This is a genomic window from Shewanella sp. SM32 (assembly GCF_025654235.1).
Classification (GTDB): Bacteria; Pseudomonadota; Gammaproteobacteria; order Enterobacterales; family Shewanellaceae; genus Shewanella; species Shewanella oncorhynchi.
Genome location: NZ_JAKKRO010000007.1, coordinates 84,886 through 107,358, shown reverse-complemented (window position 1 = coordinate 107,358; position 22,473 = coordinate 84,886). Strand labels below are relative to the sequence as shown.

General features: G+C 48.7%; 22 protein-coding genes. All 22 read left to right on the top strand.

Going from position 1 to position 22,473, the window contains the following annotated elements; genetic code table 11:
- Positions 1 to 141 precede the first annotated feature (141 nt).
- The 22 genes from gmk (at position 142) to L5M10_RS04740 (ending at position 22,471) form a co-directional block, all read left to right on the top strand.
- Positions 142 to 765: a guanylate kinase gene (gene gmk, locus L5M10_RS04845; RefSeq protein WP_105251162.1), complete on the top strand. Its 624-nt coding sequence runs from the start codon at positions 142 to 144 to the stop codon at positions 763 to 765.
- A 58-nt stretch (positions 766 to 823) separates the two neighbouring features.
- On the top strand, positions 824 to 1,102 hold the full coding sequence (gene rpoZ, locus L5M10_RS04840) for a DNA-directed RNA polymerase subunit omega (RefSeq protein WP_007651394.1): 279 nt from the start codon (positions 824 to 826) through the stop codon (positions 1,100 to 1,102).
- A gap of 42 nt (positions 1,103 to 1,144) precedes the next feature.
- Positions 1,145 to 3,250, top strand: coding sequence for a bifunctional GTP diphosphokinase/guanosine-3',5'-bis pyrophosphate 3'-pyrophosphohydrolase (gene spoT / locus L5M10_RS04835; RefSeq protein WP_105251161.1), 2,106 nt, complete (start codon positions 1,145 to 1,147; stop codon positions 3,248 to 3,250).
- A gap of 25 nt (positions 3,251 to 3,275) precedes the next feature.
- The gene (locus L5M10_RS04830; RefSeq protein WP_263164401.1) at positions 3,276 to 3,659 is read left to right on the top strand and encodes a RidA family protein; all 384 of its coding nucleotides are present in this window, start codon (positions 3,276 to 3,278) and stop codon (positions 3,657 to 3,659) included.
- 507 nt (positions 3,660 to 4,166) lie between these two features.
- The gene (locus L5M10_RS04825) at positions 4,167 to 5,831 is read left to right on the top strand and encodes an AMP-binding protein (protein ID WP_131523995.1); all 1,665 of its coding nucleotides are present in this window, start codon (positions 4,167 to 4,169) and stop codon (positions 5,829 to 5,831) included.
- Between the two features lie 181 nt (positions 5,832 to 6,012).
- The gene (locus L5M10_RS04820) at positions 6,013 to 6,957 is read left to right on the top strand and encodes a calcium/sodium antiporter (RefSeq protein WP_105251158.1); all 945 of its coding nucleotides are present in this window, start codon (positions 6,013 to 6,015) and stop codon (positions 6,955 to 6,957) included.
- Positions 6,958 to 7,205: 248 nt separating this feature from the next.
- Complete coding sequence (locus L5M10_RS04815; RefSeq protein ID WP_263164399.1) at positions 7,206 to 7,910, top strand: hypothetical protein; 705 nt, start codon at positions 7,206 to 7,208, stop codon at positions 7,908 to 7,910.
- Positions 7,911 to 8,028: 118 nt separating this feature from the next.
- Positions 8,029 to 9,108 carry a sensor histidine kinase gene (locus tag L5M10_RS04810; RefSeq protein ID WP_263164398.1) on the top strand — a complete coding sequence of 360 codons (1,080 nt, stop codon included), beginning with the start codon at positions 8,029 to 8,031 and terminating at the stop codon, positions 9,106 to 9,108.
- Entirely contained in the window at positions 9,108 to 9,704 is a 597-nt protein-coding gene (locus tag L5M10_RS04805; RefSeq protein WP_113941110.1) for a DNA-binding response regulator, read from the top strand. The genes L5M10_RS04810 and L5M10_RS04805 overlap by 1 nt, the downstream gene beginning before the upstream one ends.
- Positions 9,705 to 9,895: 191 nt before the next feature.
- Positions 9,896 to 11,971: an ATP-dependent DNA helicase RecG gene (recG, locus tag L5M10_RS04800; RefSeq protein ID WP_263254947.1), complete on the top strand. Its 2,076-nt coding sequence runs from the start codon at positions 9,896 to 9,898 to the stop codon at positions 11,969 to 11,971.
- A 203-nt stretch (positions 11,972 to 12,174) separates the two neighbouring features.
- Positions 12,175 to 13,071 (top strand): DUF3014 domain-containing protein, encoded by an 897-nt coding sequence (locus tag L5M10_RS04795; protein WP_219255063.1) that lies wholly within the window; start codon positions 12,175 to 12,177, stop codon positions 13,069 to 13,071.
- Between the two features lie 337 nt (positions 13,072 to 13,408).
- On the top strand, positions 13,409 to 14,146 hold the full coding sequence (locus tag L5M10_RS04790; protein ID WP_263254943.1) for a beta-ketoacyl synthase chain length factor: 738 nt from the start codon (positions 13,409 to 13,411) through the stop codon (positions 14,144 to 14,146).
- On the top strand, positions 14,139 to 15,014 hold the full coding sequence (locus L5M10_RS04785) for a lysophospholipid acyltransferase family protein (RefSeq protein WP_263254942.1): 876 nt from the start codon (positions 14,139 to 14,141) through the stop codon (positions 15,012 to 15,014). Before L5M10_RS04790 ends, L5M10_RS04785 begins: the two co-directional genes overlap by 8 nt.
- Positions 14,998 to 15,252: a phosphopantetheine-binding protein gene (locus tag L5M10_RS04780; protein WP_011787697.1), complete on the top strand. Its 255-nt coding sequence runs from the start codon at positions 14,998 to 15,000 to the stop codon at positions 15,250 to 15,252. Before L5M10_RS04785 ends, L5M10_RS04780 begins: the two co-directional genes overlap by 17 nt.
- A gap of 9 nt (positions 15,253 to 15,261) precedes the next feature.
- A complete protein-coding gene (locus tag L5M10_RS04775; protein ID WP_011787696.1) occupies positions 15,262 to 15,510 on the top strand; it encodes an acyl carrier protein in 249 nt (82 codons plus the stop codon).
- Positions 15,510 to 16,058, top strand: a complete 549-nt coding sequence (locus tag L5M10_RS04770) for a hypothetical protein (RefSeq protein WP_263254941.1) — start codon at positions 15,510 to 15,512, stop codon at positions 16,056 to 16,058. Before L5M10_RS04775 ends, L5M10_RS04770 begins: the two co-directional genes overlap by 1 nt.
- Positions 16,055 to 17,419, top strand: a complete 1,365-nt coding sequence (locus L5M10_RS04765; RefSeq protein WP_113941116.1) for an AMP-binding protein — start codon at positions 16,055 to 16,057, stop codon at positions 17,417 to 17,419. The genes L5M10_RS04770 and L5M10_RS04765 overlap by 4 nt, the downstream gene beginning before the upstream one ends.
- Positions 17,412 to 17,819, top strand: a complete 408-nt coding sequence (locus L5M10_RS04760) for a thioester dehydrase (protein WP_263201621.1) — start codon at positions 17,412 to 17,414, stop codon at positions 17,817 to 17,819. Before L5M10_RS04765 ends, L5M10_RS04760 begins: the two co-directional genes overlap by 8 nt.
- On the top strand, positions 17,813 to 19,690 hold the full coding sequence (locus tag L5M10_RS04755) for a glycosyltransferase family 2 protein (protein ID WP_263254940.1): 1,878 nt from the start codon (positions 17,813 to 17,815) through the stop codon (positions 19,688 to 19,690). The genes L5M10_RS04760 and L5M10_RS04755 overlap by 7 nt, the downstream gene beginning before the upstream one ends.
- Positions 19,687 to 21,261: a histidine ammonia-lyase gene (gene hutH / locus L5M10_RS04750; RefSeq protein WP_263254939.1), complete on the top strand. Its 1,575-nt coding sequence runs from the start codon at positions 19,687 to 19,689 to the stop codon at positions 21,259 to 21,261. Before L5M10_RS04755 ends, hutH begins: the two co-directional genes overlap by 4 nt.
- Entirely contained in the window at positions 21,258 to 21,692 is a 435-nt protein-coding gene (locus L5M10_RS04745; RefSeq protein WP_263254938.1) for an acyl-CoA thioesterase, read from the top strand. The genes hutH and L5M10_RS04745 overlap by 4 nt, the downstream gene beginning before the upstream one ends.
- The gene (locus L5M10_RS04740) at positions 21,689 to 22,471 is read left to right on the top strand and encodes an outer membrane lipoprotein carrier protein LolA (protein WP_263254937.1); all 783 of its coding nucleotides are present in this window, start codon (positions 21,689 to 21,691) and stop codon (positions 22,469 to 22,471) included. The genes L5M10_RS04745 and L5M10_RS04740 overlap by 4 nt, the downstream gene beginning before the upstream one ends.
- Positions 22,472 to 22,473: the final 2 nt, after the last annotated feature.

The window sequence follows — 22,473 nt, the reverse complement described above, 5'->3', positions numbered from 1 at the left end:
TAAAAATGCACATAATATCGAAGTAAATCTAAAATAGGCTTAAATTGCCAGCCAACAAGCCCTAGTATTTCTATGGTCAAAATCGGTATAATACTCGGCTTTCTGGGCCCTTCTTGCGTTAACCCATTGGATATTTAGCTCATGACCGCACGCGGAAATTTATTTATTGTGTCGGCGCCAAGTGGCGCAGGTAAATCCTCGTTGATTTCAGCCTTGCTTAAAGACAAGCCAGCCGACATGCAGGTTTCGGTATCTCATACCACCCGCGCACCACGCCCAGGCGAAGTTGATGGTCAACACTATCACTTCGTTAATGTTGAGCAATTCAAAGCCTTAATTGCTGAAAATGCCTTTTTTGAATGGGCAGAAGTGTTCGGCAATTACTATGGTACCTCGCGCCATGTGATCGAGCATACGCTCACCCAAGGTATCGATGTTTTCCTCGATATCGACTGGCAAGGTGCCGAACAAGTTAAAGCCGTGATGCCAGAGGCCGTTGGTGTGTTTATTCTACCACCCTCTAAAGCCGAGCTAGAGCGCCGCCTCACTGGTCGCGGACAAGACAGTAGCGATGTTATCGCCAGCCGTATGGCACAAGCCGTATCGGAAATGTCCCACTATAAAGAATATGATTTTATTATCGTCAACGACGATTTTGACACTGCCTTAGCCGATTTGCGTGCCATCATTCGCAGTCAGCGCTTAACAGGTGCTAGTCAGATCCACGCGCAAAATGATATGCTTCACGATCTGTTGGCAGGATAGCTGTCATAGTGTACAATTTTGCGTCATTTTTTCCCTAGATAAACTGGAGTTTCAACACATGGCTCGCGTAACTGTAGAAGACGCCGTAGAACAAATCGGCAACCGTTTTGATATGATCTTGGTTGCGGCGCGTCGTGCTCGCCAAATCGCCGTGCAGGGTAAAGACCCTATGGTTGAAGAGATGAACGACAAACCCACGGTTATCGCCCTGCGTGAAATCGAACTAGGTTTAGTTAATGCTCACACCTTAGATGCCGATGAGCGTCAAACGGTGCGTGAACGTGAAGCAGCTGAAATTGCAGCGGTTGCAGCCATTGCTGAAGGTCGTTCATTATAGTTTTTGAGTAAAAACCTATTTAGGTAAAAGGAGAGCTGCCACTTGTATCTGTTTGAAGGTCTAAAGGAGTCTGCTTCCGGTTACTTAGAACCTGAACAGGTAGAATTGCTCAAGCAGGCGTACCAGATTGCGCGCGATGCCCACGAAGGGCAAATGCGCACGAGTGGCGAACCTTATATTACTCATCCGGTTGCGGTTGCCCGCATCCTTGCTGACATGCGTCTTGATCATGAGACGCTGATGGCAGCACTGCTCCACGACACTATCGAAGATACCCATGTCACCAAAGACGATTTAGCCGAACTATTCGGTGTCGCGGTGGCCGAACTCGTCGAAGGCGTGTCAAAACTCGATAAGCTTAAATTTCGCGACAAGAAAGAAGCCCAGGCTGAAAACTTCCGTAAAATGATGATGGCGATGACGCAGGATATCCGCGTTATCCTCATCAAGCTTGCCGATAGAACCCACAACATGCGTACTTTAGGCGCACTGCGTCCCGACAAACGTCGCCGTATCGCCCGCGAAACCTTAGAAATCTACGCGCCCATCGCTAACCGTCTCGGTATCCATAACATCAAGACCGAGTTAGAAGACTTAGGTTTCCAAGCTTATTATCCCATGCGATATCGGGTGCTTAAAGAAGTCGTTAAAGCCGCCCGTGGGAATCGCAAAGAATTGATCCAAGGCATTGAAGCCGCTGTGTATACGCGCTTAAACGATGCGGGTATTCCAGGGAAAGTCAAAGGTCGCGAGAAAAACCTCTACTCCATCTATAACAAGATGCAGAGTAAAGAACTGCAATTCCAAGAAGTGATGGATATCTACGCCTTTAGGGTGATAGTCGATTCCATCGACACTTGTTATCGCGTACTCGGTGCCATGCATGGACTTTATAAGCCTCGTCCCGGTCGTTTCAAAGATTATATCGCTATCCCTAAAGCCAACGGTTATCAGTCACTCCATACCTCTTTATTTGGTCCACATGGCGTGCCCGTTGAGATCCAAATTCGTACCGAAGATATGGATCAGATGGCCGACAAAGGGGTAGCTGCACACTGGGCCTACAAAGGCGGGGCGCAAACAGGCCAAGGCACGACGACTCAAGTGCGTGCCCGTAAGTGGATGCAAAGCTTGTTGGAATTACAACAAAGCGCCAGCACCTCATTCGAATTCGTTGAAAACGTGAAGACTGAACTCTTCCCTGAAGAGATTTATGTGTTCACCCCTGAAGGTCGCATTCTGGAATTGCCCGTGAATGCAACCGCGGTAGACTTTGCCTACGAAGTGCATACGGACGTGGGTAATACTTGCGTCGGAGCCCGCGTTAACCGCCAAGCGTATCCGCTTAGCCAACCGTTAATTTCAGGCCAAACCGTTGAAATCATTACCGCCAAAGGCGCGCGTCCGAATGCCGCTTGGTTAAACTTTGTGGTGACTGGCAAGGCTCGCGCTAAAATCCGCCAAGTGCTGAAAAGCCTTAAAGGTGATGATGCGATTGCACTCGGTCGCCGCCTGCTCAACCATGCGCTAGGCAAAACTAAACTCGATAGCATTGCGCCTGAGCAGATTGAAAAAGTGATCCGCGATACTAAACATACCACGCTCGATTCGCTGCTCGCCGACATCGGCCTTGGCAATGCCATGAGTATTGTTATCGCCCAGCGTTTGATTGGCGATAATCTTGAGAATCAAGAGAGTCGCGACGGCCACATGATGCCAATTCGTGGCGCCGAAGGCATGCTCGTTACCTTTGCTAACTGTTGCCGCCCCATCCCAGGTGATGCCGTGATAGCCCACGTGAGCCAAGGTAAGGGCTTAGTGGTACACATGGAAAACTGCGCCAATATTCGTGGTTATCAAGGCGAGCCAGACAAATATATTCCCGTACAATGGGATAATGTTGAAGGCGTTGATTACCAAGCCAATCTGCGGGTGGAAATTGTTAACCACCAAGGTGCACTGGCGAAGATCACCTCGATCATTGCCGCCGAAGGTTCAAACATTCACAACCTCAGCACTGAAGAACGCGATGGTCGCGTGTATTTGATCAACCTGCGGATTTCGGTGAAAGACAGGATCCATTTAGCCAACGTGATGCGCCGAATTAGGGTACTACCCGAAGTACTGCGCACATCCCGTAATCGTTAATTAACTCAACACTAGAGAGAGCGTCATGGCAGAAAAAATCATCATAGCGACCGAAAACGCCCCAGCGGCCATAGGCACGTATTCACAAGCGGTTAAAATCGGCAGCACAGTGTATTTATCTGGCCAGATCCCGCTCGTGCCAAGCACAATGCAAATTGTCAGCGATGATTTTGAAGCACAAGTCGTGCAAGTATTTGAAAACCTAACGGCGGTTTGTACTGCTGCGGGTGGTTCAATCAACGATATCGTTAAGCTCAACATCTTCCTGATTGATTTAAGCCACTTCGCTAAAGTAAATGAAATCATGAGCCGTTACTTCAGCCAGCCATACCCAGCCCGTGCTGCTATCGGCGTGAAGCAATTGCCGAAGGATTCTCAAGTTGAAATGGACGGTGTGATGGAGCTGTAAGCGCTAGCATTTCACCTTCTATAAACGAAAAGGCGCTACGGCGCCTTTTTGTTGCCAACACAATCCAACACTCCGCTCGCCACTCTCTTCATCTTGCTTTCATACCAATCACATTAAATATCTAATCAGTTCAGAGCCTCACAGGCATTTCAATCCAAGGCGCATTGACGCAGAAATGGTTATTCCCTTTTAAGTCAATGCAACACCGGAGTGGGATGCCTGTGTGGCTCCCGAAGGGCGGCTGATGTTCACTACATGGCAACGCGCTTTATACTGCGTTTAAGGCTTTCGACAGAGCACCACTATGCCTTCAAGCCTTCGCCTTGTCTAAAGCGCGTTGAACTCCCGCTGAATGAACAGATATTTAATACGATTGGTATAACACTCAACTTGTAGGCTTTGCGCTCCATTCTCATATTTTACAATCTTGTAAACTATTTGCGCGAGCTCACAAAACTCGCCATACTGGGTACAGCCAAAAGAACAATAAATAACAGGGAATTGCCAATGGATACAGCGATTAAGACGCCAATTGAAATGCTGGCGCACTGGGCTAATACTCAGGGGGACCAAGTCTATTTACGCCAACCGATCAAGGGTCAATTCCTTGATTTTACTTGGGCTGAAGTTCAAGAAAAAGTTCAACAACTTGCCGGAGCCTTACATCACTTAGGCTTAGAGCGTGGTGATAAAATTGCCGTTCTCTCTAAAAACTGTGCCGAATGGTTTATCACCGACCTCGCGTTGATGCACGGCGGCTATGTCAGCGTACCTATTTACCCTACCGCCAACACAGATACTATTCGCTATGTGCTGCAACACAGTGGCGCAAAAGCCATTTTTCTCGGCAAACTTGACCATTGGGCTGACCAAGAGGCTGGTGTCGGCGGCGAGCTACTACGCCTTGCCATGCCTTATGATACGATGCCAGCACAATATCAATGGGAACAATTACTTAAGCTAGGCTACCCCTTAGTTAACGCCCCACTTCCTACTCCAGATCAAGTGATGACACTCATCTATACCTCTGGCTCGACTGGCCAACCTAAGGGCGCGATTCAAACCTTCGCCAGCTATGGCTGGACTTGCCAAGCGGTCGTCCGTGACCTGCGCACCGATGGCGACGATAGACTTTTATCCTATTTACCCTTAGCCCACATCACAGAGCGCGTTGCGATTGAAGGCTCATCCTTCTACTCAGGTAGTGTGGTGGCTTTCGTTGAAAGTCTCGACTCCTTCGTTGTCGATGTTCAACGGGCAAAACCAACGGTATTCTTCTCGGTACCACGGTTATGGAGCCTGTTTCAGAAAAACATTATCGACAAAATTGGGGTCAGTAAACTTAATCTATTGCTGAAAATCCCACTGCTTAGCAGCTTTGTGAAATACAAAATCCATAAGGGTTTAGGCTTGAACCATTGTCGTCTACTCGGCTCTGGCTCGGCACCTATTCCGCCATCACTGATCCACTGGTATCACAGTATTGGTCTTAATATCTGCGAAGCTTGGGGTATGACAGAAAACTGTGCCTATTCGATCATCAACTATCCTTTTGATGCGCGTAAAATTGGTACTGTTGGCCGCCCAGTTGAGGATTGCCAGATCCGCCAAGGCGAGGATGGTGAGCTACTGCTCAAGAGCCCGGGATTAATGACAGCTTATTATCTGCAGCCTGAAGCTACTGCAGCGGCATTCGATGCTGATGGTTTCTTCCACACAGGCGATTTGTGCTCCATCGATGCCGATGGTTGTGTCACTATTACTGGCCGAGTGAAAGACAACTTTAAAACCGCCAAGGGCAAATATGTAGCGCCCGTGCCTATCGAACGTAAATTGGCGCAGGATCCCCATGTTGAACTGATTTGTGTGATTGGCTCTGGTCTGCCACATCCCGTCGCACTAGTGCAGTTATCCGAAGGGGCCAATCTACAAGCCCGCGAAGAAGTCCGCAGCTCACTCAAAGCGACACTCGATAGCGTTAATCCGCACTTAGAGTCACACGAACATGTCGATGCGATTGTCGTGGTCAGTGATCCTTGGACGATTGAGAATGATGCGCTCACGCCTACCCTCAAAATCAAACGCCATGTGCTTGAAAAAGCCTTTAGCGAACGAGTTGACGGCATTCGTGGCGCCCAAGTCCGCTGGGAAGATGAATTGACTCAAAAATAACTAGGCCAAACAATCAGTTGGCGAGTATGGTCATCAGCTAAAACTAAGCACACCTAGGGTGTGCTTTTTTATGACATATTCTGTCAAAATCCGATAAAACCACGTATCATGTGCGCCAGTCGGCCAAGGGGCAATTCCCTTGTACTTTTCCATTCAATATTAGGTTTAACAGAGTCTAACGATGCTAATTACACTATCGATTATTGGCGGTTTTATTATTTTAACCTTAGGCGCAGAAGCCCTAGTTCGTGGCGCGAGTTCAATCGCTCTACGTTTAGGTATTACGCCACTTATCATAGGCTTAACTATTGTAGCCTTTGGTACTAGTGCACCAGAACTGGCTGTGAGTGTAAAGTCTGCTCTAGCAGGAAACAGCGGTATCGCCTTAGGTAACGTTATTGGCTCTAACATTGCTAACATAGGTTTGATTTTAGCCATCACGGCACTTATCCGCCCTATTCAAGTGCAATCTCAAGTCGTAAAGCGTGATATCCCTTTGATGATATTGGCTTCCATGTTGTTCTGGGCACTCTTGTTAGATGGCGAGCTCAGCCTAATTGACGGTGTGATATTACTGTCACTACTGTTCGGTTATTTAGCCTTTAGTTACATCAGCTCGAAAAATGGTAATGAAGAGGAAGAGATTGAAGCAGGTCCAAATAATCCGCTACTTTCAGCCCTATTTATCTTAGTCGGTATTGGTATGTTAGTCGGTGGCGGTATTTTGTTTGTCAACGGCGCGGTAGATTTAGCCAAGACCTTCGGTATCAGTGAAGTCATTATCGGCCTAACGATCGTGGCGATTGGTACCAGTATGCCAGAGTTAGTAACTTCTGTTCTCGCAGCACTGAAAGGTCAGAGTGACATAGCCATAGGTAACGTTGTCGGTTCTAACATATTCAATATTTTGGGTATTTTAGGTATTACTGCAATAGTACAGCCGGTATCATCACTTGGCTTCCAACCCTTTGATTTCATCGTGATGTTGGCATTTGCCATCATGATTTTACCTTTCGCTTGGACAGGATTTCGTATTGGCCGCCGCGAAGGTTCAGTATTACTACTGTGCTACTTAGGTTACTTGGGCTACCTAATAAACCAAGCAAGCACTCAAGCTGTGGTTTAACACTTAGCTGATCATTTGCGATAAAAAAACACCGGGGCCTCTCCGGTGTTTTGCTCTCTAGGTATTGTCCACTTTATTCATCACGCACTTTCTTTAAAGCACACCTCATAAAAAATATAAGCACACAACTCAACTGATGACATTTGTCATGCCAAAGCCATGACCTTTGTGTCTGCACTTCTTCTATCGAATTTCTGATAATGAGCCCGTACCCAAACATTGGGAAACTCACTCAATAAGGAAATACCATGAAAACATTACTCCTCGCCTCCAGCTTTTTGCTTATCAGTACTCACTCGTTTGCAGCAACGCCATCAAACACTAACATCACCAATGTAGACGCGGCCTCGAATGCGATGAATCTAACGCAATTACAACAACTGAGCGGTAGCACTCAAGATTATGATAAAGCCTATGCGAACTATCGCTTAGCCATCAGTGCCAATGTAATGGGGCAGAAAACACTCGCTAGCAGCGCACTGAGTGCAGCGCAAACCACATTAGAAGCACTCGAAACCAGCCAAGCGAATGCAGAATCCCTCGCGCTATTATCGTCGGTTTATGGCATGCAAATCGCCTTAGACAATAGCAAAGGTGCAACGCTCGGCATGAAATCCGCCAAGGCGATTGCCAGTGCCGAACAATTAGAACCACAAAATCCACGGGTAGCGCTTGTTAAAGCCATCGCCGCCTATAACACGCCAGCCATATTTGGCGGCAGCATGCAAAATGCTAAGACCTTAGCCACTACAGCCATAGAAAGATTCGCCCAGCCTTGCGACAACATTTGCTGGGGTGAAGCCGAAGCCTACACGTGGCGCGGGCTCGCTAAACAGGAATTAGGCGATAGCCAAGGCGCGATTGAAGATTGGCAACAAGCGATCAAAGTACAAGCAGATTATGGTTGGGCAAAATTTTTGCTTCAACAAAATCAGCAATTAAGTGCAAAATAGACAAAGTTGTTAACGGGGATCTATGGCGCTGACGATAGCGCCAATCCCTAAAAAGAATAAATTAAAACAGATGCCATCGGTGGGCATTCAACAACCAACTCAGTGACACAGAGGCATCATGATAAGCACTCCCCTTCAGCTCGAACGAAAACTTGCTTGGGTGTATTTGATAAACTTAGTGTTTTATCTGATCCCACTTGCCATAAATCCCTATCCAAGCTGGAAAATCGCCCTCAGTTTTGCCGTGTTAATCCCTTTTATTGCCAGTTATTTTTGGACCTATAAGTGCAATAGCCGTAGCGCCTATCTGCCCATTCTCATTATGGTGGTCATAGCAATAGCGATCACACCAATCAACCCAGGCTCTATCTCGCTATTTACCTTTGCCGCCTTCTTCATTGGCTTTTTTTATCCTCTCCGGACCTGTCTGTTGGCTATTGCAGCCCTCATCGGCCTGTTGTTTGCCCTCAATGAGATTTACCACTTTAACAGTTACTACTTTCCGCTTTACGGCTCGGGATTAGTGCTCGGCGTGGGCATGTTTGGTGTCGCCGAACGCAGACGTTATCGGCATAAATTGAAAGAACAGCAAAGTGCCCAAGAAATTACCACCTTGGCCACTATGCTTGAGCGTGAACGTATCGCGCGGGATCTACACGACATTATGGGGCATAGCCTTTCTTCCATCGCCCTTAAGGCCGAGCTAGCCGAAAAGCTTATCGCAAAACAAGAATATGAACTCGCATCAACCCAATTGATTGAGCTAGGACAAATTGCGAGGGAAAGTTTAAGCCAGATCCGCCACACAGTGTCAGACTACAAACACAAGGGTCTAGAGAGTTGCGTGACGCAGCTTTGTAAATCCTTAAGGGATAAAGGCTTAAGTGTCGAGCTCAGTGGTGAGCTACCCAAGCTAGGTGCAACCACAGAAAGCCAACTGAGTTTGATCCTCACCGAACTCATTAATAATATTCTTCGCCATAGCGGTGCAAGTGAATGCTCTATCCACTTTTCTAAGCAATCAGACCGCCTGCTGCTAGAAGTCAAAGACAATGCCGCGGCCAAACCTTTTATAGAAGGTAATGGCCTCACTGGTATACGCGAGCGTCTCGACAGTTTAGGCGGCAGCTTGAGCTATAATCTCGAACAGGGATATACCTTTACCGTCAGTTTACCTTTGCAGGGAGCAACACATTAATGAAGATTTTATTGGCGGAAGACCAAGCTATGGTGCGAGGAGCACTCGCCGCACTCCTCACGCTTGCAGGGGGTTTTAGTATCACCCAAGCGAGTGACGGCGACGAAGCTCTAAGCCTACTCAAACAGCAAAGCTTTGATCTCTTGCTAACGGATATCGAAATGCCCGGCCGCACAGGCTTAGAGCTGGCCACATGGTTAAAGGAGCAACATAGCCAAACCAAAATAGTGGTCATTACCACCTTCGGCCGTGCGGGCTATATTAAACGTGCCATCGAAGCGGGTGTGGGCGGCTTTCTGCTTAAAGATGCGCCCTCGGAAACCTTAGTCAACGCGATTCAACAAGTGATGGCGGGAAAACGAGTGATCGATCCTGAACTTGCCATGATGGCGATTGGCGATGTCGACCCGCTCAACGACAAAGAACGCCGCGCTCTTCGCCTCGCTAGCGAAGGCAAATCCACCTCCGACATCGCCGAAACTCTTTTTATCGCCGAAGGGACTGTTCGCAACTACCTCTCAGAAGCCATAGCCAAACTCAATGCCAGTAATCGAATCGATGCAGCCCGCATTGCCAAGCAAAAAGGCTGGTTGTAATAACACTCACAGTTAACCACGCTTTCAGCCTAACGATATCTTATCAACAATTTTGTGGTCTTAAGGCCACAGAAGGATATTAGCAATGCTTCCAAACAAAATTTGATAACACCCTAATTCCCCTTGAGATTGCCTTACGCTTATTCTCTGTTAATATATGTATAAATTCACAGTGATTGAGTGCTAACGACTTGCAGCAATTGGATCTTGTTCCGATCACCGACCTCAAAGGCGTCGCCAAAAAGGTCGCGGAGAAACTCGCAAAGCTCGGCATCACAACAGTACAAGATCTGCTGTTTCACTTACCCCTGCGCTACGAAGACAGAACCCAAATCTATCCCATTGCCGCCCTCAGCCTAGGCGGTTACGGCACTATAGAAGCTGAAATCCAATCGACACAAATCATCCAAGGCCGCAAGCGCATGCTGGTCTGCAATGTGCGCGACGATACGGGCAGCTTAAGCCTGCGCTTCTTTAACTTTTCCGTTGCTCAGCGTAATGCCATGCAAAATGGTTTGATGATCCGCGCCTATGGTGAAGTGCGCCGTGGTAGTCATCAAGCTGAGATAGTGCATCCAGAATATAAAGTGGTGTATCCCGGTGAAGATGTTCACCTGAGTGATACCCTAACGCCGATTTATCCCACGACTGAGGGCTTAAAACAGGCGAGCTGGCTAAAGCTGACGGAGCAAGCCTTGGTATTGCTGGAAGAGGGTGGCTTAACTGAACTTCTGCCACCGCAATTGCAACCTAACAACATCAGCCTTAAACAAGCGCTGCAGACGCTACATCGCCCTCCTGCGGGGATCTCTCAGTTCGATTTAGAGCTAGGTCAACACCCAGCCCAGCAACGACTCGTGCAGGAAGAATTACTCGCCCACAATCTCAGCATGTTACGCCTAAGGCAGCGCAGTAATTTAGATGCCGCTGTCACCATGCAGGCCACGGGGCAGTTGCTCAATCCCTTCCTCGCGGCTTTGCCCTTTAAGCCGACTGGCGCCCAGCAAAGAGTCGTGGCTGATATAGGCAAAGATTTAGAAAAACCGCACCCTATGATGCGCTTAGTGCAAGGGGATGTTGGCTCTGGCAAAACCTTAGTCGCGGCGATGGCGGCATTACAAGCGATTGAAAACGGTTATCAAGTTGCCATGATGGCACCGACCGAGTTATTGGCCGAGCAACATGCAACTAACTTTGCCGCTTGGTTTGAGCCACTCGGACTTAAGGTAGGTTGGCTGGCGGGAAAACTTAAAGGCAAGGCCAGAACCCAATCCCTTGCGGATATTGAATCTGGCGCAGCCCAGATGGTGATTGGTACCCATGCTATCTTCCAGCAGCATGTGGTCTTTAGCAAACTCGCGTTAATTATCATCGATGAGCAGCACAGATTCGGCGTACACCAACGCTTAGGCCTGCGGGAAAAGGGCGTGAGCCAAGGTTTCCATCCGCATCAATTGATCATGACGGCAACGCCGATCCCGCGCACGCTAGCGATGACGGCCTATGCGGATCTCGACACGTCCATTATCGATGAACTGCCGCCGGGGCGAACTCCAGTGACCACAGTGGCGATTGCTGATTTACGCCGTAACGAAGTGCTTGAACGGGTCCGAAACGCTGTCATCAGCGACCAACGTCAGGCCTATTGGGTGTGTACTCTGATTGAAGAATCCGAAGTGCTCGAATGCCAAGCCGCCGAAGACACAGCCGAAGAACTGCGCCTCGTCCTGCCCGAGCTCAATATTGGCCTAGTGCATGGCAGGTTGAAGAGCGCCGAGAAACAGCAAATCATGGCCGACTTTAAGGCAGGCATTATTCATCTACTGGTAGCGACAACCGTGATTGAAGTGGGCGTCGACGTGCCTAATGCCAGCCTGATGATCATTGAAAACCCTGAACGTTTAGGTCTAGCACAACTACATCAACTGCGCGGACGAGTCGGTCGAGGCGCCATCGCAAGCCATTGTGTGTTACTCTACAAGGCGCCGTTGAGCCATACCGCCACCCAAAGACTGAGCGTACTCAGACAAAGCAATGATGGTTTCATCATAGCGCAGAAAGATTTAGAAATTCGTGGCCCGGGTGAAGTGCTTGGCACTAAGCAAACGGGACTGGCTGAGCTCAAAATTGCCGATCTGGTGCGCGATCAAGCTTTGATCCCACACATTCAGAAATTAGCAAGCCATGTAATGGCGCAAGCTCCCGAAAAAGTCGATGCAATTATTTTACGTTGGCTCGGGCACAGACAGCGCTATGTGCAGGCTTAAGCCGTAAATATTAAAGGGTAAAGAACGAGGCGTAACATCTGCCTTTACTCGAAATAAATTGTTTATGTTCAGCTAAGCGCTATAGACAAGCGCATGGAAACTTGCAAAATGAACCTGCGGCCTTCAAATAGCCCGCTCTTGCACTTTAATGTTAGCTGCATGTATTCACCAAGTTACCTTGACACTCAAGCGAAGGATGTAAAATGCAAGTTAATCAAGATGATAGAATAACACCTCAAGAGACTTCTTCTAGCAGCAATCGCTTTGCGCTTTTTGCGATAGTGCTCGTCGTGCTACTTTCTGCCGGAGGATATTATTACTACAGCGGTGATTCTGACTCACCTAAACTCATCCCTAACGCCCCTATTGTATTGCCTGAAACACCGCCATCTGAACCTATGACGCTCGAAAGTGCGCCAGAGCCTGAAACCACTGAGACGACGCCTGCCGTTACAGAAACGAACACCAATAGCACTGAAACCACTGCAGTGGCAGAGCCTGAAGTTGTCGTAGAACCTGTGCCTGTGCTGGCTGAAAGTGATGCATTTGTGCAACAAAAAGCCCTCGCCATGATCAATAACAATGTGCTGAGTTCTTCGTTAGTGCAGCAAGATCTCGTCCGTCAATTTGTGGTATTCGTGGACAACCTAGCTCAGGGTGAATTAACCCGTAAAGTTAGCCCACTTAAAGGACCAGAGAAGCTGTTCTCAGTCTCAGAAATCACCAACAAAGTGTATTTAAATCCTGAGGGTTTCCACAGATACGATGCCTATGTTGACTCGATTGCCAAAATGGACGAACAGAGCTTAATCACAACTTACAAGCAACTGACGCCGCTCCTAGAGGAAGCCTTTACCGAACTCGGCTACAGCAACGCCAAATTTAACGACAGAATGCTGCAAGCGATTAAAATGTTACTCGCAGCACCTATTATTGAAGATCCGATTGAGCTGAATTCAATTAGCGTTAACTATCAATTTGTTGACCCTAACTTAGAGGCACTACCCAGTGCACAAAAACTGTTGATCCGTATGGGTCCAGAAAATACTCGCAAGTTGAAAGTAGCGCTGCGTAAAATCGAGAATCAATTGTCGCAATAGGTTATCAAGCTCATGCCAAAAGGCGCTCAGTGCGCCTTTTTTCATTTTAACCTGTAAGTTAAAGCGTCTGCGCAATCAGATAGCCACTGCGATGTTTGTTACTCAATGTCGAATAAGTGCTGTAAATCACAGCACTTGATCCCATTCTGTTAACCCGCACAATGCAAATGGCTTCATAAAAAGAAAGGGCATAGTGTAGAATGACCACGCTGTAGAGGGCATTTCGAGCGTCATTCTTCTAACGCGTATACTCCTCACTATGGTATGGCAATCCATTAATGTTCTAACTTAGTTAGGGATAACTAAGACAGCTTAAATTTAGTGTCGAGGCAAAGTAGTGCAACTAACATTCAGCATTCTCTCTTGGGGCGCTTGGGCCCCCCAATATCAGCACCATCAAAGTTGGCAAACTTGGTGCGAGAGTTCGGCTGAGCTCAATCTCGATACGCCACCACAGTCGGATACCACAGCTCCCGCACTCAAACACATTCCCGCCATGCAGCGCCGCCGTTTTAGTCGCTTGACTAAGATGATGTTAGAGGTGAGTTTTCAGTGCGAAATGCCTGCAAATTGTCGCTCTATTTTTGCCTCGCGCCATGGAGAGTTGCAGCGCACCATTGGCCTGCTCGAAGACATTATCGCCAAACAGCCCTTATCTCCCTTAGGTTTTAGTCAGTCGGTGCACAACACCGCCAGCGGCATTTTTGGCATAGTGGCGGCCAATACAGCGCCTTCAACCTCAGTTGCGGCGGGCACAGAAACCCTGTCCCAAGCTATGGTCGAAGCTTTCGCCCAATTACATCAATCGCCAGAACCATTGTTATTGGTCTTCGGTGATGATCCAGTGCCTCCTGTTTACGATGAGTTTACCCAAGAATTTGAATTACCTCTAGCCCTAGGCCTACAGCTCGCGCCCTTCGATACACCCGCTTCGGCCAAGCTCACGGTGAGCCGCATTTCTAAAGCAACAGCTTTAAATCCGCTGACCTATGGTGCATTTATCCACGCCCTAGCGACGGCGCAAAATATTTCAGGCTGCTTATCCCAATGGCATTGGAGACTTGAGCATGTTTGATGCAGCCCACAGCCATGACGCCGCCAAGGATCATCAAGATTCAATACTCAATGCCGCTTATACCTTGCCGGAAACTCGCCGCGAAGGGCTGAATTATGTGCCACGTTGGCTAGGCGGCGTGAGTTGTTATATCGCCTTTGGCTTAGGCGGCTTATTAAGCTCCTTGACCATTCTGCCGCTACTGCGTTTTTGGCCAGGCACACCCGAGACGCGGATTATTCGGGTACAAAAGGCCGTGCATTTAATGTTCAAAGGCTTTGTCGCCATGCTCACTTGGGCAGGTGTGATTAAGGTCAGCAGCCACGATGCCCAAAAATTACATGATGCCAAAGGCGTTATTGTCATTGCCAACCACCCCAGTTTAGTCGATGTGGTGGTATTGATAAGTCTCATGCCCAATGCGGGCTGCATAGTCAAACAAGCTTTGTGGCGTAATCCATTTTTGCGTGGTGTGGTGTCCTGCGCGGGTTATATTCCCAATCGCGGCGCCGAACTCATGCTAGAGGATTGCCGCGAAGTGCTCGCAAGAGGCACCAATTTAATTATCTTCCCCGAGGGCACGCGTACGGTGGTCGGTGCGACCATTAACCACTTTGCCCGCGGCGCTGCCAATATAGCCTTAAGGGCCGAAGCGGATATTTTACCTGTGGTGCTACGTACCAATGTGCGTGGTTTGACAAAGGAGCAACCTTGGTATGAAATCCCAAGGCAAACCATGGGAATGGCCGTTGAAATCGGCACAATCGTTTCTTACCAGAAGTACCAAGCAGCTTTAGGTGAGCATGCAAAAATGGCCCGGCAGCTGACGCGGGATCTTGAACATTACTATAAACAACAACTCGAAAATAATTATGAACTTAAACAATGAAATAAAGCAGTTAATCATCGACTGTCTCGATCTAGAAGACGTCAGCATTGATGATATTGAAACCGATGCGCCGCTATTTGGCGAAGGTTTAGGCTTAGATTCTATCGACGCCCTTGAGCTCGGCTTAGCCATCAAGAAAAAATTTGATGTCAAAATCGAAGCCAATTCGGATGCCACTAAGGCCCATTTTCACAGTGTTGCCAGCTTAGCTCGCTTTATCGAATCACAGCGTCCATAGGAGAGGAATATGCAAAATCGTGAACAAATCCTCGCTATGCTGACCACTATTTTAGTGGACGAATTCGAAATTGATGCCGAGGCGATTACGCCTGAGGCCAACCTGTATGAAGAGCTCGATCTCGACAGTATTGATGCCGTCGACTTAGTGATAAAGCTGCAGCAACTGACAGGTAAAAAGATCCAACCCGATGAATTTAAATCAGTTCGCACAATCAACGATGTAATTAATGCTATCGAAGGTTTAGTTAAAACCTAATGCGAGCCTTGCTACAGGCCTTAACCGCCCTAACTTTGCTGGCCTACCCCGTTGCCGTGTATTTAGGGCTCAGTTACTTGCCTGCTGGCACCATAGCGCTCGTGCTGTGTTTATTACTGATAATGCGGCTAATGCTACAAAAGCAAAGGGTTAAGACATTAGTTTTACCACTATTGGTGGGGATTATGCTCACGGCAGGCAGTTATCTTGCCAAGCGCAGTGACTGGCTGCTGTATTACCCAGTAGTGATAAATCTCACTATGCTGGCGCTGTTCAGTTATTCACTGCACACTGGCCCTAGCATGATCGAACGTTTAGCCCGTTTGAAAGAACCCGATTTACCGGATGAAGCCACTGGGTATCTTAAAAAAGTCACGCTACTTTGGTGCGGCTTATTTATCTTCAATGGCATTATGGCGGCTTACACCGCTGGCTTTACTAGCTTAGCAACCTGGACCTTGTATAACGGTTTGATTGCATACGTACTCATGGGACTGCTCCTCGGTGGGGAGTGGTTATATCGCAGCTTTTGGTTGAAGAAAACATGACACAGCTACTCAAAAACTGGTTAACCCAAGGGCCCTTTGCCCAACAACTGATTAGCTTTAATCACCACGACATAGTCACAGGTGCATTATTTACCAATCAGGTGGCGTATTTTTACGAGCAACTGCTGGCCGCGCCAGAGAAAAAATGGCTGCTCGCGAGTGATACCAGCGATCTGTTTGCTGTGGGTTTATGTGCGGCGCTGTTAGCCGGCAAGGAAATTATCTTACCAGCCAACACCCAAACGGGCACGCTGAGCGAGTTAACCCACCAGTTTGAAGGCATATTGTCGGACAAGCCATTGTGTGAAAGTCAGGCCTTTATTCTACTGAGAAAAGAGCTGAGCCTACCGAGCAAACCTTGGCCAGCGAGCGAGGCTATCGGCGAACTTGTGCTATTTACCTCCGGCAGCAGTGGCGAACCTAAGGCGATCCGTAAAACACTTCAGCAATTAGACGTTGAAGTCTCAGTGCTCGAACATACCTTTGCCGAACATTTACCCCATTGTAGTGTGGTTTCAACGGTTTCCCACCAGCATATCTATGGCCTGTTATTCAAGATTTTGTGGCCACTCGCCGCCAGTCGGCCGTTTTTAAGTGAGCAGATTGAATACCCAGAAACCTTAAGCTATTACACTGCCTTACTGCCAAACCTGTGTTTGATCAGTAGCCCTGCCCAGTTATCGCGTTTACCTAAGGCCTTAGAGCACGAGCGGCAGCTGCGCTCACCTAGCTTAGTGTTTAGCTCCGGCGGGCCATTAAGTTTTGCGGCGGCTCAGGGGATCAGCCAATGCTATGGTCACTTGCCCATCGAAATTTTTGGTAGCACAGAAACGGGCGGCATCGCCTATCGCCGTCAGCATGAGGCCGATGAACCTTGGCAAGTGTTTGACAGAATATCGATAGATCAAGATCCTAGCGACGGAGCCTTACTACTTAAATCGCCCTATTTGGCCGACGATGAATGGCTGCGCTGCGAAGATAAAATCGAACCGACCGAAAATGGCCAGTTTAGACTCAAGGGCCGACTCGATCGCATCGTTAAGATTGAAGAAAAACGTCTATCACTGGCACAAATGGAAACGCTGTTAGGCAGCCATGCCTATGTTGAGCAAGCCGCACTTGTCGTATTGCCGCAGTTTAAATCCCAACTGGGCGCGGTCGTGACCCTCTCCGCACTTGGCCGCAGCGTGCATCAAGAGCAGGGAAAACTCAGTATCAACAATGCGTTAAAAGCACATTTACTGACGCAATTTGAGCGAGTCACCCTGCCACGCCGCTGGCGTTATCCCGATATTTTACCGCTTAACACTCAGGGTAAGCGTGTCACGGCCCAGTTAGTCGAGTTATTTGATCATGATTAAATCGAGTTTACCGCCGATCCTGCATTCCAATATCGGCATGGATAATATTGAATTACGTTTGTTAGTGGCGGCCGACCTTGAATCTTTTAAGGGACATTTTCCCGAGCAAGCCGTGCTACCGGGCGTGACACAATTAGATTGGGTGGTGCGTTTAGGCTGCCAATATTTCGGCTATTGCGAAGCCGTAGCCAACTTAGAAGTGCTTAAGTTTCAGCAACTCATACTGCCGGGGCAAGAAGTCACCTTAAGCATTAGCAACAATGCGGCTAAGGGAAAACTCACCTTCGCCTATAGCGATGGTGAAAACCGCTACGCGTCAGGTCGTATCGCCTTCGATATCTCGCCCGTTAACAGCAAGCCTTCTGAGACCAACAGCAGCGATGGGGCGAGCCAGTGCTAACGCCTCCCAGCGACCTCGTTGAGTCGGCGCCCATTAAGCTCGCCTTAGTGATCCCCAATTACAATCACAGCGCCGCGATTACCCAGACCTTGGCCGATCTTGCCCAGTTTAATCTGCCCTGTTATTTAATTGATGATGGCAGCAATGACGAAACCCGTTATTTGCTGCAATCCTTAGCCCAAACCTATCCTTGGGTGACTTTGCTGCTGCATCCGTACAATCGTGGTAAAGGCGCCGCTGTGATGACAGGGCTGCGCCGTGCCTACCGCGATGGCTTTAGTCATGCACTGCAGGTCGATGCCGATGGTCAACACAATCTGGCCGATATTCCAGCTATGGTAGCAAGGGCGCAGGCTAAACCCGATGCGCTGATTTCAGGCAAACCCGAGTACGATGAATCCGTGCCTAAGGGCAGGCTTTATGGCCGTTATATCACCCATTTTTGGGTGTGGGTCGAAACCTTAAGCTTTGATATTCAAGATTCTATGTGTGGCTTTCGCGTTTATCCGCTGGCCGCTACTGAGCGATTACTGCGCCAGCAAGCCTTAACGGAGCGAATGGATTTTGATATTGAAATCCTCGTCAAACTCTACTGGCAAGGGGTGGAAATTTTATTCCAGCCGACTAAGGTGATTTATCCCGAAGGTGGTGTTAGTCACTTTCAAGGTGTGGCCGACAATGTGCGCATCACTAAACTGCATACCAAGTTATTTTTCGGCATGCTCAAACGCCTGCCTTGGCTATTGAAGCGTAAATCACAGCAACAAGCCGCGCAAAACTCCCATTGCTCGTCAGCAACACAATCGACTTCAGCAACATCATCAACTTCAGCCACCCATTGGTCGGGCATGAAGGAGCGCGGCAGTTACTGGGGCATCAAACTGTTAGCCGAGAACTATCGTATTGGCGGCCATTGGTTGTGCCGCGCCATTATGTATCCTGTGATTTGCTATTTCTTTCTCACGGGCAAAGTCACCCGTAACGCCTCGTTAGACTTCCTGCGCCGCGTACAAGTACTTGAGCCGCAACATCCTAAGCTCAATCAGCCCATAGGCTGGCGCGATAGCCTGAATCACTTTTTAGCCTTTGGCAATGCCGCACTCGATAGAATCGATGCCTGGTGCGATCGCATCCAATTGAGCCAAGTGGATTTCCCCGATCGCCAAGTGCTGGCCGACCAACTCGAAAGCGGTAAAGGCGCCGTGTTATTGGTGTCTCACCTTGGCAATTTAGAACTTTGCCGCGCCATTTCAATCCACCAGCGCAAAGTCAAAGTGAATGTCATGGTGTTAACGAGCCATGCGGAAAATTTCAATAAGGTACTCAAACAGTTAAATCCAGATAGCACGCTTAATCTTATTCAAGTGACCGAGCTTAACCCCGCGACGTCTATGCTGTTGCAGCAAAAAATAGAAGCCGGTGAACTGGTGGTGATCGCGGGCGATAGAACCTCGCCGAATACCCAAGGTCGCGTCATGTACGCGCCGTTTATGGGTCAAGATGCCGCGTTTCCCCAAGGGCCGTTTATTTTGGCTGGCTTACTCGATTGCCCCGTGTTTTTAATGTTTTGCCTACGGGAACAGGGCCGTTATCGGGTGTATTTAGAGCACTTCGCCGAAACACTTAAAGGCCCAAGGGCGGGCAGAATGGACAGATTACAGCAGGCAGTAAATCGCTACAGCGAACGCTTAGAATACTTTGCCAGACGCGAGCCTTTGCAATGGTTTAACTTCTTCGATTTTTGGCGTAAAGACAGCGAATTAGAACGCGCATCAACCAATTCAGTACAAGCCGATGCTGTAACAGCAGAGTCAACATCACCGCAGATCCCAGAGCAGGATCATAAGACAGACAGGACTAGTCATTCATGAGCCACACCCAAGCCGCCGACTCAAAGAATCAATCAGACTTAAAGACTGTTGAGTTCGGCCGTCAATTTCTTACCTTAGAACAAGTGGTTGCCGTCGCCAAGGGCGCACCAGTCAAGCTCTGTGATGATGCGGATTATCAAGAATATATTCAAAAAGGTGCGCGCTTTATCGATAGCCTGCTGCACGAAGAAGGCGTGGTTTATGGTGTAACAACTGGTTATGGCGACTCTTGCACAGTCAATGTGAGCTTAGATCTGGTCCACGAATTGCCACTGCATTTAACCCGCTTCCACGGCTGCGGTTTAGGCGAGACCTTAAGCATAATGCAGGCCCGCGCTGTGATGGCTTGCCGTTTAAACTCCTTAGCCATTGGCAAATCTGGCGTGACCTATGAGCTATTAAAGCGCATCGAAACTTTGCTCAATCTCAACATAGTCCCTGTAATCCCAGAGGAAGGTTCGGTCGGTGCCAGTGGTGATTTAACGCCGCTGTCGTATTTAGCCGCCGTGTTAGTCGGTGAGCGCGAAGTAATCTACCAAGGTGAACGCCAAGCGACTCAAGATGTCTACGCTAAGCTCAACATCATCCCTCATGTACTGCGCCCAAAAGAAGGCTTAGCCCTGATGAACGGCACGGCTGTGATGACGGCCTTGGCCTGTTTAGCCTTCGATCGCGCCCAATATCTTGCCCGCTTAAGTAGCCGCATTACCGCTATGGCTTCGTTAACGTTAAAAGGCAACTCGAACCATTTTGATGAAATCTTATTTGCCGCCAAACCGCATCCGGGACAAAACCAAATCGCCACTTGGATACGGGAAGATTTAAATCACCACGAACATCCACGTAATTCTGACAGGCTGCAGGACAGATATTCCATCCGCTGCGCGCCGCACATTATCGGCGTGTTGCAGGATGCGCTGCCGTTTATGCGTCAGTTTATCGAAACCGAAGTCAACAGCGCCAACGACAACCCGATTGTCGACGGCGAAGGCGAGCATATTCTCCACGGTGGCCATTTTTACGGCGGCCATATCGCCTTTGCGATGGATTCGCTGAAAAATACTGTGGCTAACTTAGCCGATCTTATCGATCGCCAAATGGCACTGGTAATGGACCCTAAGTTTAATAATGGCTTACCCGCTAACTTATCCGGCTCAACCGGCCCGCGCCGCGCAATTAATCATGGCTTTAAAGCGGTGCAAATTGGGGTATCGGCGTGGACAGCAGAAGCGCTCAAGCACACTATGCCCGCCAGCGTGTTCTCACGCTCGACCGAATGCCACAACCAAGACAAGGTGAGCATGGGCACTATCGCCGCCCGCGACTGTATGCGCGTGCTGCAATTGACCGAACAAGTCGCTGCGGCAGCCCTGCTCGCCATGACCCAAGGTATTGGCCTGCGTATCGCACAAAATGAGCTGAACGAAGCCTCGCTCACGCCATCATTGGCGAAAACCCTCGCTCAAGTGCGCGCCGATTTTGAGACCTTAATCGAAGATAGGCCGCTTGAAGCCGTGCTGCGCCAAACCATAGCTAAAATCCAAGCAGGCGAATGGGAAGTGTGCCGATGAAATCATTGCTCACTATCGATATGGAAATGCAAATTCCCTTCCACGATGTGGATTCCATGGGGATCACTTGGCATGGCAATTACCTGCGTTATTTCGAGGTTGCTCGCTGCAAACTGCTCGATGAGCTGGGCTATAACTACCGCCAAATGCAAGCATCTAACTATGCATGGCCTATTATCGATTTGCAGATTAAGTACGTCAAAGCCAGCACCTTCGAGCAAAAAATCACAGTGCGTGCCGAGTTAGTTGAGTGGGAAAACCGCTTAAAGATCAATTATCAAATTCGCGATGTCGAAACCGGTGCGCGCATCACTAAGGGTTATACCATTCAGGCAGCAGTCGACATGAGCACCCAAGAATTGTGCTTTGTCACCCCAGAGGTGTTCCGTAACAAAATAGCCACCCTGCTCGCTAAGGTTGAAAACCAATGAATGCCGCGCTAACACACATCAAGCTTATGCTTATCCTGTGTTTTTGCAGCGTATGGATATCGGCACAGTGCAAGGCTGACACATCGACAACGGCAGTTTCTGCCAACAATTACCAGCAACTATTCAACCAACCTGCGGATAAAGCGCAGCTTGTCGCCTTAAGCCAAAAACTTAACTTGGGCGAAACGGTGAGAGGTCAGTATGTGCAATCTCGGCAACTAAAGGTGCTCAAAAAGCCGTTAATCAGCCAAGGCCAGTTTATCTTCGATCAGACCCAAGGGCTGATATGGCAACAGATAAAGCCCTTCGAATCCCTGCTGATTTTAAAAGATAAGCAACTGATTCAGCGCGATAGCCAAGGTCGAGTCCAAGTCAGCAAGGCCGATGCCTCGGCGAGCGCCGCCGCTATGGGCGATTTATTACCCAGCCTAGTGCGCGCTATGCTCGGCGGTGATATTTCCGGTTTAAGTGAAAACTTCGAGCTGCACTTTCTCATCACAGACAAGTTAAACACAGAAAAGTTAAGCCCAGAGAGGTTGAACACAGACGGTCAATGGCAATTAGGGCTAACGCCCAAAGATCCCTTAATGAAAAAAGCCATCGCCAATATGGTGTTAGAGGGGAGCGATGTGTTGCAATCCTTAGTGCTGCTGAGCGCAGCGCCGAGTGTGAGCCCACAGGATATGACCCGCATCGACTTTAGTGCGCTTTCCCAAGGTAAACTCAGCGAAACCGAATTGACGCAGTATGCTGTGGCGATAGAGGCGAATAAACCTTAACC

Bases quoted from the DNA above. Each gene is read 5' to 3' on its own strand.
- L5M10_RS04745 (WP_263254938.1), top strand. From the start codon at position 21,258: ATGAAATCATTGCTCACTATCGATATGGAAATGCAAATTCCCTTCCAC.
- L5M10_RS04820 (WP_105251158.1), top strand. From the start codon at position 6,013: ATGCTAATTACACTATCGATTATTGGCGGTTTTATTATTTTAACCTTA.
- L5M10_RS04770 (WP_263254941.1), top strand. From the start codon at position 15,510: ATGCGAGCCTTGCTACAGGCCTTAACCGCCCTAACTTTGCTGGCCTAC.
- L5M10_RS04795 (WP_219255063.1), top strand. From the start codon at position 12,175: ATGCAAGTTAATCAAGATGATAGAATAACACCTCAAGAGACTTCTTCT.
- L5M10_RS04830 (WP_263164401.1), top strand. From the start codon at position 3,276: ATGGCAGAAAAAATCATCATAGCGACCGAAAACGCCCCAGCGGCCATA.
- L5M10_RS04740 (WP_263254937.1), top strand. From the start codon at position 21,689: ATGAATGCCGCGCTAACACACATCAAGCTTATGCTTATCCTGTGTTTT.
- L5M10_RS04760 (WP_263201621.1), top strand. From the start codon at position 17,412: ATGATTAAATCGAGTTTACCGCCGATCCTGCATTCCAATATCGGCATG.
- L5M10_RS04825 (WP_131523995.1), top strand. From the start codon at position 4,167: ATGGATACAGCGATTAAGACGCCAATTGAAATGCTGGCGCACTGGGCT.
- gmk (WP_105251162.1), top strand. From the start codon at position 142: ATGACCGCACGCGGAAATTTATTTATTGTGTCGGCGCCAAGTGGCGCA.
- L5M10_RS04805 (WP_113941110.1), top strand. From the start codon at position 9,108: ATGAAGATTTTATTGGCGGAAGACCAAGCTATGGTGCGAGGAGCACTC.
- rpoZ (WP_007651394.1), top strand. From the start codon at position 824: ATGGCTCGCGTAACTGTAGAAGACGCCGTAGAACAAATCGGCAACCGT.
- hutH (WP_263254939.1), top strand. From the start codon at position 19,687: ATGAGCCACACCCAAGCCGCCGACTCAAAGAATCAATCAGACTTAAAG.
- L5M10_RS04765 (WP_113941116.1), top strand. From the start codon at position 16,055: ATGACACAGCTACTCAAAAACTGGTTAACCCAAGGGCCCTTTGCCCAA.
- L5M10_RS04815 (WP_263164399.1), top strand. From the start codon at position 7,206: ATGAAAACATTACTCCTCGCCTCCAGCTTTTTGCTTATCAGTACTCAC.
- L5M10_RS04775 (WP_011787696.1), top strand. From the start codon at position 15,262: ATGCAAAATCGTGAACAAATCCTCGCTATGCTGACCACTATTTTAGTG.
- L5M10_RS04785 (WP_263254942.1), top strand. From the start codon at position 14,139: ATGTTTGATGCAGCCCACAGCCATGACGCCGCCAAGGATCATCAAGAT.
- L5M10_RS04780 (WP_011787697.1), top strand. From the start codon at position 14,998: ATGAACTTAAACAATGAAATAAAGCAGTTAATCATCGACTGTCTCGAT.
- L5M10_RS04810 (WP_263164398.1), top strand. From the start codon at position 8,029: ATGATAAGCACTCCCCTTCAGCTCGAACGAAAACTTGCTTGGGTGTAT.